Genomic DNA, 13673 nt, shown 5'->3' with positions numbered 1-13673 from the left:
ATGTGCTCAGTTTCTTGGTTACTCGACAAACACGGCTATCATCTGTTTTTTAACCGTGATGAACAAAAAAACCGCCCATTAGCGTTGCCGCCTAAACAATACACGCAAGCTGGTGTTGAAGTGTTGATGCCGATTGATCCTGCCGGTGGAGGCAGTTGGATCAGCCTTAATGAATGCGGTTTGGCTTTGTGCTTGCTCAATAATTACCAAGGTAAAATCCCCCAAGGAGCCGATGCCGAACGCTTAGTGAGCCGCGGTCAATTGCTTAAGCATTTATCCAGTCAAATCAGTGTTGAGAAGGTTATCCAAGCGTTTGCACAGCTCAACCTTCAGCAATTTGCACCATTCACTTTGCTTGCTTTCGACCCTAATTTAACTGATGTACAAGGCAATGTAATGGCTCTGGCGTGGAATGGTGAACAGAGCCAAATCGCGGTGACGCAATCGCCTCTATTTTCATCCAGTGTCGATTTAGAACAGGTGCAACACTACCGCTCGCAGCTCTATCAAGCTTTAATCGCCGAGGAAGATAGTGTGCAACAGCGACTAAAGTTTCACGCCCACCACCATGTCGCCCATCCACATTGGGCACCCTGTATGCATCGTCAAGATGCGCACACCGTTAGCTTTACCTATTTACGCGTCACACAACAGCAGCAGTATATGACCTATATCTCAGGTTCACCTTGCTTACAGCTCAGTGAGACATCACTCCACCAGCAGCGTAATGAGATCGACAAAACCACGCCTTGGGTCGCCAATTTATGAGGAATCAACAATGAAACGTTTACTAGGACTATTACTGCTGTTTGTCAGCAGCGTGAGCCTCGCTGAGGATGAAATTTACACCAGCTTTCTGAGCAATAAAGCGCTGAGTGGCTATGACACCGTCGCCTACTTCACCAAAGGAGAGCCAGTAAAAGGCTCCTCCGATTTTTCGACCCTTTATAAAAATGCTCAGTGGTATTTTTCTTCAAAAGAGAACCTTGAACTGTTTCTGAATAACCCTAACCAATATGCGCCGCAATATGGCGGCTACTGCGCTTGGGCCGTCTCTGAAAAGAACGATTTTGCTCCGGGAGATCCCAATCAATGGGCGATTGTCGACGGCAAGCTCTATCTCAATTACGACAAAAAGATCAAAACATTATGGGATGCCAACCAAGCGGTGCACATCCAACAGGCCGATAAAAATTGGCCCAATTTAATTAAGTAGGAGCTACACCATGACGTTTAAAGCTAGCCAACATCTTCCCTCACTCTTGATTGCGTTTGTTTTTATTCAATCGCTTGTCTTTAAATTTTCCGGCTCTTACGAAACCAACTATATTTTTGGCACCTTAGGTGCGTGGTCTGGCCTCGGTTGGTTTGCTGTGTATGGCGGGTATTTAATCGGAACGGCTGAACTGATAGCCTCTATTTTGCTGTTTAGCCGCTGGCATGGCCTTGGTGCACTGATGAGCGTCGGCATTATGAGTGGTGCGATTTTCTTTCATTTATTTACGCCTCTTGGCATTGTGATGCCAGAGTTTAACCAAGTAGGAGAAGTGGTCGGCAATGATAGCGGCCTGCTATTTGCGATGGCTTGTCTTGTTTGGTTGTGTGCGGCTTTTTTGGTGCGGCGTGATCTCAAAAACGGTGATGGTTTATTGCACCAGTGGCTGAATAAAGGAGTGTAATTATATGCTAGCCAGTCCTTTTCGTTTACCACGACACACTCCATTTGGCGTCGCAGAATCGATTGTTGAATGGGCCTCTGGTCTTGCAACACTGGATAAACTGTATCAGCAGCGTCCTGCCAAACCCTCTTGCTTTGAGTTTATGCGCTACACGCTAGCGGCACTCAATATCGAATATCGCCTTGCTTTAGGCAGCATCGATAACATTCCACAAACAGGCCCAGTGGTGATCGTCGCTAACCACCCGCTGGGCGCAATTGAAGGGGTGATATTAGCCGATTTAATTGGTTCAGTACGCACCGATATTAAAGTGCTGGCGAATCAGTTGCTAAAGCGCCTGCCTGAAATTAGTGAACTCTTTATCGGTGTCGATGTGTTCAATAGCAAAAGTGCTCGCAGCACCAATGCGCAAGCCATTCGAGATGCGAACCTTCATTTGGCTCAAGGTGGCTTATTGATTATCTTCCCCGCTGGTGAGGTATCTACTTACCCCAAAGGATCGCAAACACTGTCGGATATCGAATGGAGTCAATCCGTCGCCAAATTTGTTAAACGCGCCCAAGCCACCACCGTCCCAATCTTTATTAATGGTAAAAATAGCACTCTGTTTTATCAAGCGGGGCGAATTCATCCACTACTGCGAACGGCATTGCTCGGCCGCGAGCTACTGAATAAGCAGGCACACAACATTGAGATTTCCATCGGCAATCCCATCCCCTATTCTGAAGTGAAAGCATTTGAACAGGAACGAGACATTGTTCATTATCTGCGTCTCAATACCTATTTAATGAGTGCAGCACCCACTGCAACGCCATCCTCACCAGAGTTAGTGACATCGCCCCTTCCTATTATTGATGCGCTTATTGTAGAGAAGCTTGAGCAAGATCTCGCCGCGCTGCCAAGCGAAAGCAAGCTCTTAGAGCAAGGTGATTGGATTGTCTATTGCGCCGCAAGCGAGCAGTTACCCCACATACTGCAAGAGATTGGTCGAATTCGTGAAGAGAGTTTTCGCGCCGTAGGTGAAGGAAGCGGCTTAGCTTGTGATCTTGATGAGTATGATCGCCATTACTACCAACTCTTTGTTTGGCACAAGAAAGACCGTCAAATTGTTGGAGCTTATCGATTGGGGTTAGTGGATAAACTGATAGCGAAGCAAGGGTTAGCAGGGCTATATTCCCGTAGCTTATTTCAGTATGATGAAGCCTTCATCAACACACTAGATACCAGTATTGAGCTAGGCCGCTCGGTGGTTTCCTCGAAATACCAGCGCAACCTCAACTCACTGTTAATGCTGTGGAAAGGTATTGCTGCGTTTGTCGCGCGTCATCCACAATATACGCACTTGTTTGGCCCAGTAAGCATTAGCAACGATTACAGCCACACCGCGCGACAATTAATGGCCGCCACACTCTCTATTCATCATTATGATCATGAAAAGGCAACCTTGGTTTCACCTTCCACTCCACTACGGTGCAATGGGAACACATTTTGGCAAACCAACTTGCTCTCCTCTTTGGCAAGCATTTCTCTGCTGTCGAAAGTGTTAGCAAAAATGGAAAATGGCAAGGGCCTTCCTGTATTGCTGCGCCAATATTTAGGGATGAATGGCAAGCTCGTCTGTTTTAATGTCGACCCCGCGTTTAACAATGCGTTAGATGGCTTAATTGTAGTGAACTTGAAACAAGTTCCGCTGCATACACTGGCAAAATACATGGGTAAGGAGCAAGCCAGCGCTTATTTGAATTCGACACCTTTCAGTTCAAAGCCCTCATAAACGCAAAAGCCAGCGAGTTGTTCGCTGGCTTTAATTCTAAATGAAGGGGCTTATTTTAGAAGGCGTGCTCTAAATTGGCGTCCTTTCATCTTACCGCTTTCCATTTTCTTCAGTGCTTTTTTCGCCACCGATTTATGGACTGCAACGTAGCTGCGCATCGGTAACATGTTAATTTTACCGACATATTGACCGTCAATACCGTCGTTACTGGTCAACGCCCCTAGAATATCTCCCGGGCGCACTTTCTGCTTTTTACCGCCATCAATCTGGATAGTGACCATATTGGCTTGATAAGGCGCGTTGTTTAGCGCACTGGCATCAGGCAATTTAGCAGGTTCGATGGGCATATCCATATATTCATCAATCATCGCCACTCGGTGCATTTCACTGTCACTGAAGAAGCTAAAAGCTAAACCTTTACTGCCCGCTCGGCCAGTACGCCCAATGCGGTGCACGTGCACTTCAGGATCACGTGATAACTCAAAGTTAAATACCGCATCTAAGTTATCGACATCAAGGCCACGTGCCGCCACATCGGTTGCAACTAAAATGGAGATACTTTTATTAGCAAACTGCACCAAAGCTTGGTCACGGTCACGCTGCTCTAAATCACCATGCAGTTCCACCACACTAAAGCCCTTGTGATGTAGATCTTCAGCAACACTTTGTACTTCTTTCTTTGTATTACAGAACACCACGGCAGATTCAGGCTGATGGTGTAAAAGCAGCAGTTCTAACGCGCGATCACGCGCCTCTGTACCCTCTACTTTATAAAAATATTGCTGAATGCTGGACGTATCATGGGTGGATTCAACTTTGACCATTTCAGGCTCACGCATAATCCGCTGCGCAATTTGTTTGATTTGATTTGGGAACGTAGCACTAAACAGCAATGTTTGACGGCTGGTTGGCGTTTCATTGATGATCGCATCCAGCGCTTCTTGGAAACCCATTTCGAGCATTCGGTCCGCTTCATCAAGCACTAACGTATTGAGCTCAGAGAGATCGATACGACCTTTGTCTAAATGGTCAAGAATACGCCCCGGAGTACCAACCAAAATATGTGCACCGTGCTCTAACGAACCAATTTGTGGCCCCATTGGCATGCCGCCACACAAGGTGAGCACTTTAATATTATGAATGGCGCGGCCGAGTGTGCGAATATCCGTTGCGACTTGATCGGCTAACTCCCGCGTTGGGCATAGCACCAAAGCTTGAACGCGAAAACGCTTAACGTTGAGGTTAGATAATACGCCTAAACCAAACGCTGCTGTTTTTCCTGAGCCTGTTTTTCCTTGGCCAATCACATCCTTACCCGCCAAAATGGTTGGCAAGCTTAACGCCTGAATCGGCGTCATCTTGGTGTATCCCAAAGTATCGAGGTTAGAAAGAAGTTCTGGTTGTAGATTTACCGTTGAAAAAGAGAGATTACTCAAGAGACCGTCCTTTCGTTAGACGAAAATTAAACGCCTATTATCGTTATTTAACCTCGTGTGGCTAGTGAATCTTTATTTATCATTCATCAAGTTTGTAGCTCACTCTTAACCTTTGTTAATGAATCATGCACTTAAGCTTGATAGAGTAACGACATCCATTTTTAAAGGGGCACTACGATGATTACTTGGCACTGTCTTTCATTCTCACAATTAACCACTCATCAACTTTATGCGCTACTTAAACTGCGCGTCGATGTCTTTGTGGTCGAACAAACCTGTCCTTACCCTGAATTGGATAATAAGGATATTCAGCCGGGTGTTTTTCATTTAATTGGTGAACAGGATCAGCAGATTGTTGCCTGCGCGCGCTTACTCCCTGCGGGGATTAGCTACCCAAGTGTCAGTATTGGTCGCATTGCAACCCAAAAAGAAGCGAGAGGAAATGGCCTTGGACACCAATTAATGCAGCAAGCATTAGCCGAATGCCAGAAGCTGTGGCCCAATCAAGATATTGAAATTGGTGCACAGCACTATCTTGCTAGCTTCTATCAAAGTTATGGTTTTCAACAAACGTCGGCGATGTATCTAGAAGATGATATCCCGCATATCGACATGCAGCTCAGCAAGTAAATAACCCTCTTGATCAAAGCGTGTTATTTACTACGGCCAAATCCGCCATCTGAGCGCCTGAAAAACATCACTGATTGATCGTTTTTCTCAAGTTGCAGGACATCGAGTTGCCCATCAGCCGCGAGTTTGAAGCGAACTAATTGGCCTTGGGTAATTTGGCTGAGCGGTTTGTCACTGCCTTCAATTTTGACTAAGGCATTAAGATCAGACATCGGTAAATCATTTGCCCGAAAAACCTGCGACAAAGTGTCCCCGTTTTTAACCGTGTACTCTCGCCAGAACTCAGATTTACGATCGGTTTGTTGAGGCGTTTTTTGTTCACTCAACCCAACCGTATTAATGCTGATTTCCACACGCTCATTACTTTTCGGTAGAGCGGCCTGCTCTGTTCGCTCAGGAAAAGGAATAATAATGAGCAAACACACTACTGGAACGATCGCTAATAAAGCGCGCTGGTGAAGCTTAGGCAGCGCCAGCCAAACTGTGCGAACACGTAAAATAAGGCCACGCCAATCGAATGCATGCCACTTCTGTTGGATAAACGCTAAATAATCAGTTTGCGGTTTCTTCTTGTGACGACGATTCATCTTAACCCGTCTCCTTTTCTGTCGAGCTACAGTATAAAAACTCAAGAGGGATCAGTATAGAGCCAAGGTGGCGATAACGTAAACGTTGACACAATCTTGAACATTTTTCTTTGGGATCTGCGATTTGTCACAACCTGAAGGTTCAATATTGGATATTTCCCATTAGCATTTCATCCCATGCTTGAAACTGATATCCTTTGGCACTTGTTTATTTACATAAAAAGAGTGACTGTTTATGTCTGAAGTAAAATTTGACACTGTAGAGCAAAAAGCAAGCTACGGTATCGGTCTACAAATGGGCCAACAACTTGCGGGTAGTGGTCTAGAAGGACTTAACGTTGACGCCATCGCCGCAGGTATCGCAACCGCATTAGTAGGCGACATGCCATCAATTGAAATTGATGAAATCAATAATGCACTGCAAGAGTTGCACATGCGTGCAGAATCTCTGCGCCAAGAAGCTGCCAAAGCAGCCGCAGCCGACGGTGAAGTATTCTTAACAGATAACGCACTACGCCCTGAAGTGACCGTGCTTGAATCTGGTCTACAGTACGAAATTCTTACAGAAGGTACGGGGGATATCCCGACATCTGACAAGCAAGTACGTGTTCATTACCACGGTGAATTGACTGACGGTACAGTATTTGATAGCTCTGTATCTCGCGGTCAACCAGCTGAATTCCCAGTAACAGGTGTAATCAAAGGTTGGGTAGAAGCACTACAACTGATGCCTGTGGGTTCAAAATGGAAACTCTATATTCCACAAGATCTTGCCTACGGTGAGCGTGGCGCTGGCGCTGCAATTCCTCCTTTTGCAGCTCTAGTATTTGAAGTAGAGCTACTCGATATTCTATAAATAGAATTGATAGTGAGAAGGTTGGCATTCGCTGACCTTTTTTTATTAGTATTTCTTACTTAGCATCTATCAAAAACGACACTACGCATAATTATCTGGTTAGCCTGTGTTCAAAGATAAAATCTACGCATACAAAAAAGCCGAGTATTACTACTCGGCTTTTTTAATTATACGAACTGATTACTCAGCAGCAGCTTCTACAGCTACTTCTGGGCGATCGACAAGCTCAATGTATGCCATTGGAGCTTTATCACCAGTACGGAAACCGCACTTTAGGATACGTGTGTAGCCGCCTTGGCGAGCTGCAAAACGTGGACCTAGTTCGTTAAATAGTTTTGCCACAACTTCGTTATCACGAGTGCGAGCAAATGCTAGACGACGGTTTGCAACACTGTCAGTCTTAGCTAGTGTAATCAAAGGCTCAACGACGCGACGTAGCTCTTTTGCTTTTGGCAAAGTAGTCTTGATAACTTCATGACGTACTAGAGAGCTAGCCATGTTGCTGAACATCGCTTTGCGATGACTGCTGTTGCGGTTGAGTTGACGACCACTCTTACGATGGCGCATGACCTAATCCTTCTAACTAGTATCGATTAATCTTCAGCGATAGACGCTGGCGGCCAGTTCTCTAGGCGCATGCCCAAAGATAGACCACGTGATGCAAGCACGTCTTTAATCTCTGTAAGAGATTTCTTACCAAGGTTTGGCGTTTTAAGTAGCTCAACCTCAGTGCGCTGTACTAGATCACCGATGTAGTGAATCGCTTCTGCTTTCAAACAGTTAGCAGAGCGAACTGTTAGTTCAAGATCGTCTACAGGACGCAGTAGGATTGGATCGAATTCTGGCTTCTCTTCCTTCTCCTCAGGTACACGTACATCACGAAGATCTACGAACGCATCCAATTGTTCAGCAAGAATAGTTGCTGCACGACGGATTGCTTCCTCAGGTTCTAGAGTACCGTTCGTTTCCATATCGATAACGAGCTTATCTAAATCAGTACGTTGTTCTACGCGAGCGGCTTCCACAGAGTAGGCAATTTTGTCTACTGGGCTGTAAGTAGCATCTACAAGTAGACGACCGATTGGACGCTCATCTTCTTCAGTATGGATACGAGCTGAAGCTGGAACATAACCACGACCACGTTCTACTTTGATACGCATAGCGATCTCAGCGTTGTCATCCGTTAGATGACAAATCACGTGCTCAGGGTTAGTGATCTCTACATCACCATCATGGGTGATGTCACCTGCAACAACAGGGCCCGAGCCTGATTTGTTCAGCGTAATGAACACTTCATCTTTGCCTTCGGCAACGCGAACAGCCAAACCTTTTAGGTTCAGAAGGATCTCAAGGATATCTTCTTGAATGCCTTCTTTGGTGCTGTACTCGTGTAGTACGCCTTCAATCTCCACTTCAGTTACAGCACAACCTGGCATTGAAGATAGAAGAATACGGCGAAGTGCATTACCCAGAGTATGGCCGAAACCACGCTCTAACGGCTCAAGAGTTACTTTTGCGTGTGTCGTGCTAATCTGTTCGATATCAACAAGACGTGGCTTAAGAAATTCTGTTACAGAACCCTGCATTGTGTCCTCTCTTTAGTTTAACCTTACTTAGAGTAAAGCTCGACGATCAATTGTTCGTTGATGTCAGCTGACAGGTCAGAACGCTCAGGCATACGCTTGAATGTACCTTCCATTTGGCCGCCATCTACTTCAATCCAAGTTGGTTTTTCGCGTTGTTCAGCAACTTCTAGAGCTGCTTTAATGCGAGATTGCTTTTTAGCTTTCTCACGGATTGCAACAACGTCGTTAACCGCAACATTGAAAGAAGGAACGTTTACAACTTTACCGTTAACTAGGATAGCTTTGTGGCTTACTAGCTGACGTGCTTCTGCGCGAGTAGCGCCAAAGCCCATGCGGTAAACTACGTTATCAAGACGACCTTCAAGAAGCTGAAGTAGGTTTTCACCAGTATTGCCTTTAAGACGTGCAGCTTCTTTGTAGTAGTTACGGAATTGTTTTTCTAGAACGCCATAAATACGACGAACTTTTTGCTTCTCACGAAGCTGAACACCGTACTCAGATAGACGACCGCGACGAGCGCCGTGTACACCTGGTGCGTTGTCAATTTTACACTTGGTATCAATCGCACGAATGCCTGACTTAAGGAACAAGTCAGTACCTTCGCGGCGGCTAAGCTTCAGCTTAGGACCCAAATATCTTGCCATGATCTTTCTCCAATCTTCCTAGAAACGTTATACGCGGCGTTTCTTAGGTGGACGACAACCGTTATGAGGGATTGGTGTCGCATCAACAATGTTAGTGATACGGAAACCAGCAGCGTTCAGTGCGCGAACAGTTGATTCACGACCTGGACCTGGACCCTTAACCATAACCTCTAGGTTCTTAAGGCCGTATTCTTTAGCCATTTCAGCACAACGCTCAGCAGCAACCTGTGCAGCGAACGGAGTAGACTTACGAGAACCGCGGAAACCAGAACCACCAGCAGTTGCCCAAGCTAGAGCATTACCTTGACGGTCTGTGATAGTTACGATTGTGTTATTGAAAGATGCATGGATGTGCGCTACGCCATCAGCAACTTGCTTGCGTACACGCTTACGTGCGCGAGTTGGTTGTTTTGCCATTGTACTCTATACCCTTCCGACTATTTCTTGATCGGTTTACGCGGACCCTTACGGGTACGAGCGTTGGTTTTAGTACGCTGTCCACGTAGTGGTAGACTGCGACGATGACGAAGACCACGGTAACAGCCAAGGTCCATAAGACGCTTGATGTTCATGGAAACTTCACGACGAAGATCACCCTCTACAGTGTATTTAGCTACACCATCACGCAGTAGATCGATCTGCTCTTCAGTTAGTTCACTGATCTTAACACTTTCAGCAATACCCAAATCAGCTAAGATAGCTTTCGAACGGGTCTTGCCGATGCCGTAGATTGCAGTTAATGCAATTACAGCATGCTTCTGATCAGGAATGTTAATGCCTGCTATACGGGCCACTATTCACTCCTAGTACTTATATAAGAAATTATCCGCAGCAAAGCCCGTCGAGGATACGCTGCGGCATACTACTTCTTTTGCACACAAAAGGTAGGCCGAGGAATATACTCGACCGACCTTTATATTTCAAGTAAAAATTTCTGCTAATTAGCCTTGGCGCTGCTTGTGCTTTGGCTCACTGCAAATCACGCGAACGACACCGTTACGCTTGATTACTTTACAGTTACGACAGATTTTTTTAACGGAAGCACGAACTTTCATTGCTAAACTCCGTAAGTGAAATCTGAATTAACGGCCGTAGCCCTTCAGATTTGCTTTTTTCAACACAGAATCATACTGTTGGGACATCATATGAGTCTGTACCTGTGCCATAAAGTCCATAATCACAACCACTACGATAAGTAGTGATGTGCCGCCGAAGTAGAAACGTACGTTCCACGCGACCATCATGAACTCGGGAATCAGACAGATAAAGGTAATGTAGAGAGCGCCCGCTAAGGTTAGTCTGGTCATTACTTTATCAATGTATCTCGCTGTCTGCTCACCTGGGCGGATGCCGGGTACGAACGCACCGGACTTCTTCAAGTTATCCGCTGTTTCACGAGGGTTAAACACCAACGCTGTGTAAAAGAAACAGAAGAAAATAATCGCTGCTGCATAAAGCATAACGTACAGAGGTTGACCAGGGCTAAGAGCCAAAGACACATCAGTTAACCAACCGAATGTGCTGCTCTCACCATTTTGACCAAACCACTGAGCTAATGTTCCTGGGAACAAAATAATACTCGATGCAAAAATTGCAGGTATTACACCCGCCATATTAATTTTCAATGGCAAGTGAGTACTTTGCGCTGCAAACACTTTACGACCTTGTTGACGCTTTGCATAGTTAACGACAATACGACGCTGACCACGTTCCATGAAAACAACGAAATAAATTACAGCAAAAGAAAGTACCGCAATTAACAACAGAAGAAGCACATGCAATTCACCTTGACGCGCTTGCTCAATCGTTTGTCCGATTGCCGAAGGCAATCCAGCAACAATACCTGCAAAAATCAAAATGGAAATACCATTTCCTATTCCACGCTCAGTAATTTGTTCACCTAACCACATTAAGAACATGGTGCCAGTTACTAAACTCACGGTAGCAATCAGGGTAAACATGGTTTGGTCGATAACAACCAGATTGTTGACCATGTTTGGTAAGCCTGTTGCGATACCAATAGCTTGGAATATTGCAAGTACAAGCGTGCCATAACGCGTATATTGGCTAATCTTACGACGCCCTGCCTCACCCTCTTTCTTGAGTTCGGCTAACGCTGGATGAACTACAGTTAGCAATTGGACAACAATTGACGCCGAAATATACGGCATGATGCCCAATGCTAAGATAGATGCACGCGAAAGAGCACCACCGGAGAACATGTTAAACATTTCAACGATGGTACCTTTTTGCTGTTCGAACAAATCGGCAAGTACAGCTGCGTCAATACCAGGAATCGGCACAAAAGAACCGGCTCGGAATACTAAAAGTGCACCAATTACGAATAATAAGCGCGACTTTAGCTCACTTAAGCCGCTCTGAGCACTACGAAAATCTTGTCCTGGTTTCTTAGCCATCTGTACCTCGTTCCTCGAGATTATTCCTCGATTTTACCGCCTGCAGCTTCGATTGCAGCTTTAGCGCCTTTAGTCACGCGAAGACCTTTCACAGTCACTGCTTTGCTAATCTCACCAGAAAGAACAACTTTAACATTTTCGATGTTCTTAGTGATTAGGTTAGCTGCTTTCAAGCTGTTTAGATCGACCACGTCACCCGTAACTTTCGCTAGCTCAGCTAGACGAATTTCAGCAGACACTAGGCTCTTACGAGAAGTGAAACCAAATTTAGGTAGACGTTGTTTTAGAGGCATTTGACCGCCTTCAAAACCTGGACGAACTGTACCGCCAGAACGTGACTTTTGACCTTTGTGACCGCGGCCACCTGTTTTACCAAGGCCAGAACCGATACCACGGCCTAGACGCTTAGGAGCGTGCTTAGAACCAGCAGCCGGTGATAGAGTATTCAAACGCATTCTGATTACTCCTCAACTTTAACCATGTAGTAAACCTTGTTGATCATACCGCGTACACACGGTGTATCTTCAAGTTCTACTGTATGGTTGATACGACGAAGGCCTAGACCACGCAAAGTAGCTTTGTGCTTTGGTAGACGACCAATTGAGCTTTTAGTTTGAGTTACTTTAATAGTTGCCATGGTGCTTACTCCGAAATCGCTTCAACAGTGAGACCACGTTTAGCTGCAACCATTTCTGGTGACTTCACATCTACTAGACCAGCAACTGTTGCACGAACAACGTTGATTGGGTTAGTAGAACCGTACGCTTTCGCAAGTACGTTATGTACACCGGCAACTTCTAGTACAGCACGCATCGCACCACCGGCGATAACACCTGTACCTTCTGCAGCTGGCTGCATGTAAACTTTAGAGCCCGAGTGACGACCTTTCACCGCGTGGTGAAGAGTGCCTTCGTTAAGAGCGATAGTAACCATGTTACGACGCGCTTTTTCCATTGCTTTTTGAATCGCTGCAGGTACTTCACGAGCTTTGCCGTATCCGAAACCTACGCGACCATTACCGTCACCAACTACAGTTAGTGCAGTAAAGCTCATGATTCGACCACCTTTAACCGTTTTAGAAACACGGTTAACTGCGATTAATTTTTCTTGCAAATCACTAGCTTGTTGTTGTTCTTTAGCCATCTTCCAACCCTACCTTAGAATTTCAGACCAGCTTCGCGAGCAGATTCTGCTAGCGCCGCTACTCGACCGTGGTATTGGAAACCAGAACGATCAAACGCAACAGCTGATACGCCTTTTTCAAGAGCGCGTTCTGCAATAGCTTTACCTACCGCTTTAGCTGCGTCTACGTTACCGGTGTTCTTAACTAGCTCACGGATCGCTTTTTCTACAGTAGAAGCTGCTGCGATAACCTCAGAGCCGTTTGATGCGATAACCTGAGCGTACACGTGACGAGGAGTACGGTGTACTACTAGGCGAGTTGCACCCAGTTCAGCAATCTTACGACGTGCGCGTGTAGCACGACGGATGCGAGATGCTTTCTTATCCATAGTGTTACCTTACTTCTTCTTAGCTTCTTTACTACGCACATTTTCATCTGCGTAACGGACGCCTTTACCTTTATAAGGTTCTGGCTCACGGTAAGAACGGATGTCAGCCGCAACTTGACCCACTACTTGCTTATCGCAACCAGTTAGGACAATTTCAGTTTGGCTAGGACATTCAGCATTGATACCCGCTGGTAGTTCATGCTCTACAGGGTGTGAGAAGCCTAAAGTAAGACTTACTGAGTTGCCTTTAATAGCAGCACGGTAACCAACACCTTTAAGAACAAGCTTCTTAGTAAAGCCTGCAGTAACACCAACAACCATGTTGTTTACTAGTGCACGAGCAGTACCTGCTTGTGCCCAAGCGTTAGCAACACCTTCACGAGGACCGAAAGTAAGGTTGTTTTCTTCCTGTGCAATAACTACGCCTTTATTCAGGACGCGAGTCAGCTCACCTTTACCACCTTTTACAGTGATTTCTTGGCCGTTTAGTTTCACCTCTACGCCAGCTGGAATAGCGACAGGTGCTTTAGCAACACGAGACATATCCTACTCC

General features: G+C 45.7%; 20 protein-coding genes. 6 read left to right on the top strand and 14 right to left on the bottom strand.

Annotated features, from left to right (window positions below):
- Genes AACU59_RS15075 through AACU59_RS15060 form a run of 4 tightly spaced genes read left to right on the top strand, consistent with a single transcriptional unit; the run spans nt 1 to nt 3453 of the window.
- Nucleotides 1-768 (top strand): NRDE family protein, encoded by a 768-nt coding sequence (locus AACU59_RS15075; RefSeq protein WP_094133344.1) that lies wholly within the window; start codon nt 1-3, stop codon nt 766-768.
- Nucleotides 769-778: 10 nt separating this feature from the next.
- Entirely contained in the window at nt 779-1216 is a 438-nt protein-coding gene (locus tag AACU59_RS15070; RefSeq protein WP_019282416.1) for a YHS domain-containing (seleno)protein, read from the top strand.
- Nucleotides 1217-1226: 10 nt separating this feature from the next.
- Complete coding sequence (locus AACU59_RS15065; protein ID WP_013855934.1) at nt 1227-1679, top strand: hypothetical protein; 453 nt, start codon at nt 1227-1229, stop codon at nt 1677-1679.
- A gap of 4 nt (nt 1680-1683) precedes the next feature.
- Nucleotides 1684-3453: a lysophospholipid acyltransferase family protein gene (locus AACU59_RS15060; RefSeq protein ID WP_094145496.1), complete on the top strand. Its 1770-nt coding sequence runs from the start codon at nt 1684-1686 to the stop codon at nt 3451-3453.
- A 50-nt stretch (nt 3454-3503) separates the two neighbouring features.
- On the opposite strand, the gene dbpA is transcribed toward AACU59_RS15060, so the two are convergent.
- Complete coding sequence (dbpA, locus tag AACU59_RS15055) at nt 3504-4889, bottom strand: ATP-dependent RNA helicase DbpA (RefSeq protein ID WP_017042859.1); 1386 nt, start codon at nt 4887-4889, stop codon at nt 3504-3506.
- A gap of 177 nt (nt 4890-5066) precedes the next feature.
- Between dbpA and AACU59_RS15050 the strand changes: the two genes are divergently transcribed.
- Complete coding sequence (locus AACU59_RS15050; RefSeq protein ID WP_013855931.1) at nt 5067-5519, top strand: GNAT family N-acetyltransferase; 453 nt, start codon at nt 5067-5069, stop codon at nt 5517-5519.
- A 23-nt stretch (nt 5520-5542) separates the two neighbouring features.
- Here AACU59_RS15050 and AACU59_RS15045 read toward each other — a convergent pair whose 3' ends face one another.
- The gene (locus AACU59_RS15045) at nt 5543-6106 is read right to left on the bottom strand and encodes a LysM-like peptidoglycan-binding domain-containing protein (RefSeq protein WP_161437774.1); all 564 of its coding nucleotides are present in this window, start codon (nt 6104-6106) and stop codon (nt 5543-5545) included.
- A 235-nt stretch (nt 6107-6341) separates the two neighbouring features.
- On the opposite strand from AACU59_RS15045, the gene AACU59_RS15040 reads away from it, so the two are divergent.
- Nucleotides 6342-6962, top strand: coding sequence for an FKBP-type peptidyl-prolyl cis-trans isomerase (locus AACU59_RS15040; protein WP_010318783.1), 621 nt, complete (start codon nt 6342-6344; stop codon nt 6960-6962).
- Between the two features lie 180 nt (nt 6963-7142).
- Here the strand turns inward: AACU59_RS15040 and rplQ are convergent, their stop codons facing one another.
- From rplQ to rplF, 12 genes are all read right to left on the bottom strand, one after another.
- Nucleotides 7143-7529 (bottom strand): 50S ribosomal protein L17, encoded by a 387-nt coding sequence (rplQ, locus tag AACU59_RS15035; RefSeq protein WP_017042856.1) that lies wholly within the window; start codon nt 7527-7529, stop codon nt 7143-7145.
- A 26-nt stretch (nt 7530-7555) separates the two neighbouring features.
- On the bottom strand, nt 7556-8548 hold the full coding sequence (locus AACU59_RS15030) for a DNA-directed RNA polymerase subunit alpha (protein ID WP_010318781.1): 993 nt from the start codon (nt 8546-8548) through the stop codon (nt 7556-7558).
- A 23-nt stretch (nt 8549-8571) separates the two neighbouring features.
- On the bottom strand, nt 8572-9192 hold the full coding sequence (rpsD, locus tag AACU59_RS15025) for a 30S ribosomal protein S4 (RefSeq protein WP_013855928.1): 621 nt from the start codon (nt 9190-9192) through the stop codon (nt 8572-8574).
- A gap of 27 nt (nt 9193-9219) precedes the next feature.
- Complete coding sequence (gene rpsK, locus AACU59_RS15020) at nt 9220-9609, bottom strand: 30S ribosomal protein S11 (protein ID WP_001118870.1); 390 nt, start codon at nt 9607-9609, stop codon at nt 9220-9222.
- Nucleotides 9610-9629: 20 nt separating this feature from the next.
- Complete coding sequence (gene rpsM, locus AACU59_RS15015) at nt 9630-9986, bottom strand: 30S ribosomal protein S13 (protein ID WP_010318779.1); 357 nt, start codon at nt 9984-9986, stop codon at nt 9630-9632.
- A gap of 147 nt (nt 9987-10133) precedes the next feature.
- Nucleotides 10134-10247: a 50S ribosomal protein L36 gene (gene rpmJ / locus AACU59_RS15010; RefSeq protein WP_000868186.1), complete on the bottom strand. Its 114-nt coding sequence runs from the start codon at nt 10245-10247 to the stop codon at nt 10134-10136.
- Between the two features lie 27 nt (nt 10248-10274).
- On the bottom strand, nt 10275-11609 hold the full coding sequence (gene secY / locus AACU59_RS15005) for a preprotein translocase subunit SecY (RefSeq protein WP_017046739.1): 1335 nt from the start codon (nt 11607-11609) through the stop codon (nt 10275-10277).
- A 20-nt stretch (nt 11610-11629) separates the two neighbouring features.
- Nucleotides 11630-12064 carry a 50S ribosomal protein L15 gene (gene rplO / locus AACU59_RS15000; protein WP_010318777.1) on the bottom strand — a complete coding sequence of 145 codons (435 nt, stop codon included), beginning with the start codon at nt 12062-12064 and terminating at the stop codon, nt 11630-11632.
- Nucleotides 12065-12069: 5 nt separating this feature from the next.
- Nucleotides 12070-12246: a 50S ribosomal protein L30 gene (rpmD, locus tag AACU59_RS14995; protein ID WP_004398455.1), complete on the bottom strand. Its 177-nt coding sequence runs from the start codon at nt 12244-12246 to the stop codon at nt 12070-12072.
- A 5-nt stretch (nt 12247-12251) separates the two neighbouring features.
- Nucleotides 12252-12752 carry a 30S ribosomal protein S5 gene (gene rpsE, locus AACU59_RS14990; RefSeq protein ID WP_010318775.1) on the bottom strand — a complete coding sequence of 167 codons (501 nt, stop codon included), beginning with the start codon at nt 12750-12752 and terminating at the stop codon, nt 12252-12254.
- Nucleotides 12753-12766: 14 nt separating this feature from the next.
- Nucleotides 12767-13120: a 50S ribosomal protein L18 gene (gene rplR / locus AACU59_RS14985; protein WP_013855926.1), complete on the bottom strand. Its 354-nt coding sequence runs from the start codon at nt 13118-13120 to the stop codon at nt 12767-12769.
- Between the two features lie 9 nt (nt 13121-13129).
- A complete protein-coding gene (gene rplF / locus AACU59_RS14980; RefSeq protein WP_010318773.1) occupies nt 13130-13663 on the bottom strand; it encodes a 50S ribosomal protein L6 in 534 nt (177 codons plus the stop codon).
- Between the last annotated feature and the right edge of the window lie 10 nt (nt 13664-13673).

Source organism: Vibrio sp. V23_P3S9T160 (assembly GCF_963886625.1).
Lineage (GTDB): Bacteria > Pseudomonadota > Gammaproteobacteria > Enterobacterales > Vibrionaceae > Vibrio > Vibrio anguillarum.
This window is presented reverse-complemented; position numbering and strand designations above follow the sequence as displayed.

Coding starts and splice junctions, on each gene's coding strand:
- AACU59_RS15045 (WP_161437774.1), bottom strand. CDS start 6,106: ATGAATCGTCGTCACAAGAAGAAACCGCAAACTGATTATTTAGCGTTT.
- AACU59_RS15030 (WP_010318781.1), bottom strand. CDS start 8,548: ATGCAGGGTTCTGTAACAGAATTTCTTAAGCCACGTCTTGTTGATATC.
- rpsE (WP_010318775.1), bottom strand. CDS start 12,752: ATGGCTAAAGAACAACAACAAGCTAGTGATTTGCAAGAAAAATTAATC.
- rpmD (WP_004398455.1), bottom strand. CDS start 12,246: ATGGCAACTATTAAAGTAACTCAAACTAAAAGCTCAATTGGTCGTCTA.
- secY (WP_017046739.1), bottom strand. CDS start 11,609: ATGGCTAAGAAACCAGGACAAGATTTTCGTAGTGCTCAGAGCGGCTTA.
- AACU59_RS15070 (WP_019282416.1), top strand. CDS start 779: ATGAAACGTTTACTAGGACTATTACTGCTGTTTGTCAGCAGCGTGAGC.
- AACU59_RS15075 (WP_094133344.1), top strand. CDS start 1: ATGTGCTCAGTTTCTTGGTTACTCGACAAACACGGCTATCATCTGTTT.
- rplR (WP_013855926.1), bottom strand. CDS start 13,120: ATGGATAAGAAAGCATCTCGCATCCGTCGTGCTACACGCGCACGTCGT.
- rplQ (WP_017042856.1), bottom strand. CDS start 7,529: ATGCGCCATCGTAAGAGTGGTCGTCAACTCAACCGCAACAGCAGTCAT.
- rpsK (WP_001118870.1), bottom strand. CDS start 9,609: ATGGCAAAACAACCAACTCGCGCACGTAAGCGTGTACGCAAGCAAGTT.
- AACU59_RS15060 (WP_094145496.1), top strand. CDS start 1,684: ATGCTAGCCAGTCCTTTTCGTTTACCACGACACACTCCATTTGGCGTC.
- rpmJ (WP_000868186.1), bottom strand. CDS start 10,247: ATGAAAGTTCGTGCTTCCGTTAAAAAAATCTGTCGTAACTGTAAAGTA.
- rpsD (WP_013855928.1), bottom strand. CDS start 9,192: ATGGCAAGATATTTGGGTCCTAAGCTGAAGCTTAGCCGCCGCGAAGGT.
- rplO (WP_010318777.1), bottom strand. CDS start 12,064: ATGCGTTTGAATACTCTATCACCGGCTGCTGGTTCTAAGCACGCTCCT.
- AACU59_RS15050 (WP_013855931.1), top strand. CDS start 5,067: ATGATTACTTGGCACTGTCTTTCATTCTCACAATTAACCACTCATCAA.
- AACU59_RS15065 (WP_013855934.1), top strand. CDS start 1,227: ATGACGTTTAAAGCTAGCCAACATCTTCCCTCACTCTTGATTGCGTTT.
- rplF (WP_010318773.1), bottom strand. CDS start 13,663: ATGTCTCGTGTTGCTAAAGCACCTGTCGCTATTCCAGCTGGCGTAGAG.
- AACU59_RS15040 (WP_010318783.1), top strand. CDS start 6,342: ATGTCTGAAGTAAAATTTGACACTGTAGAGCAAAAAGCAAGCTACGGT.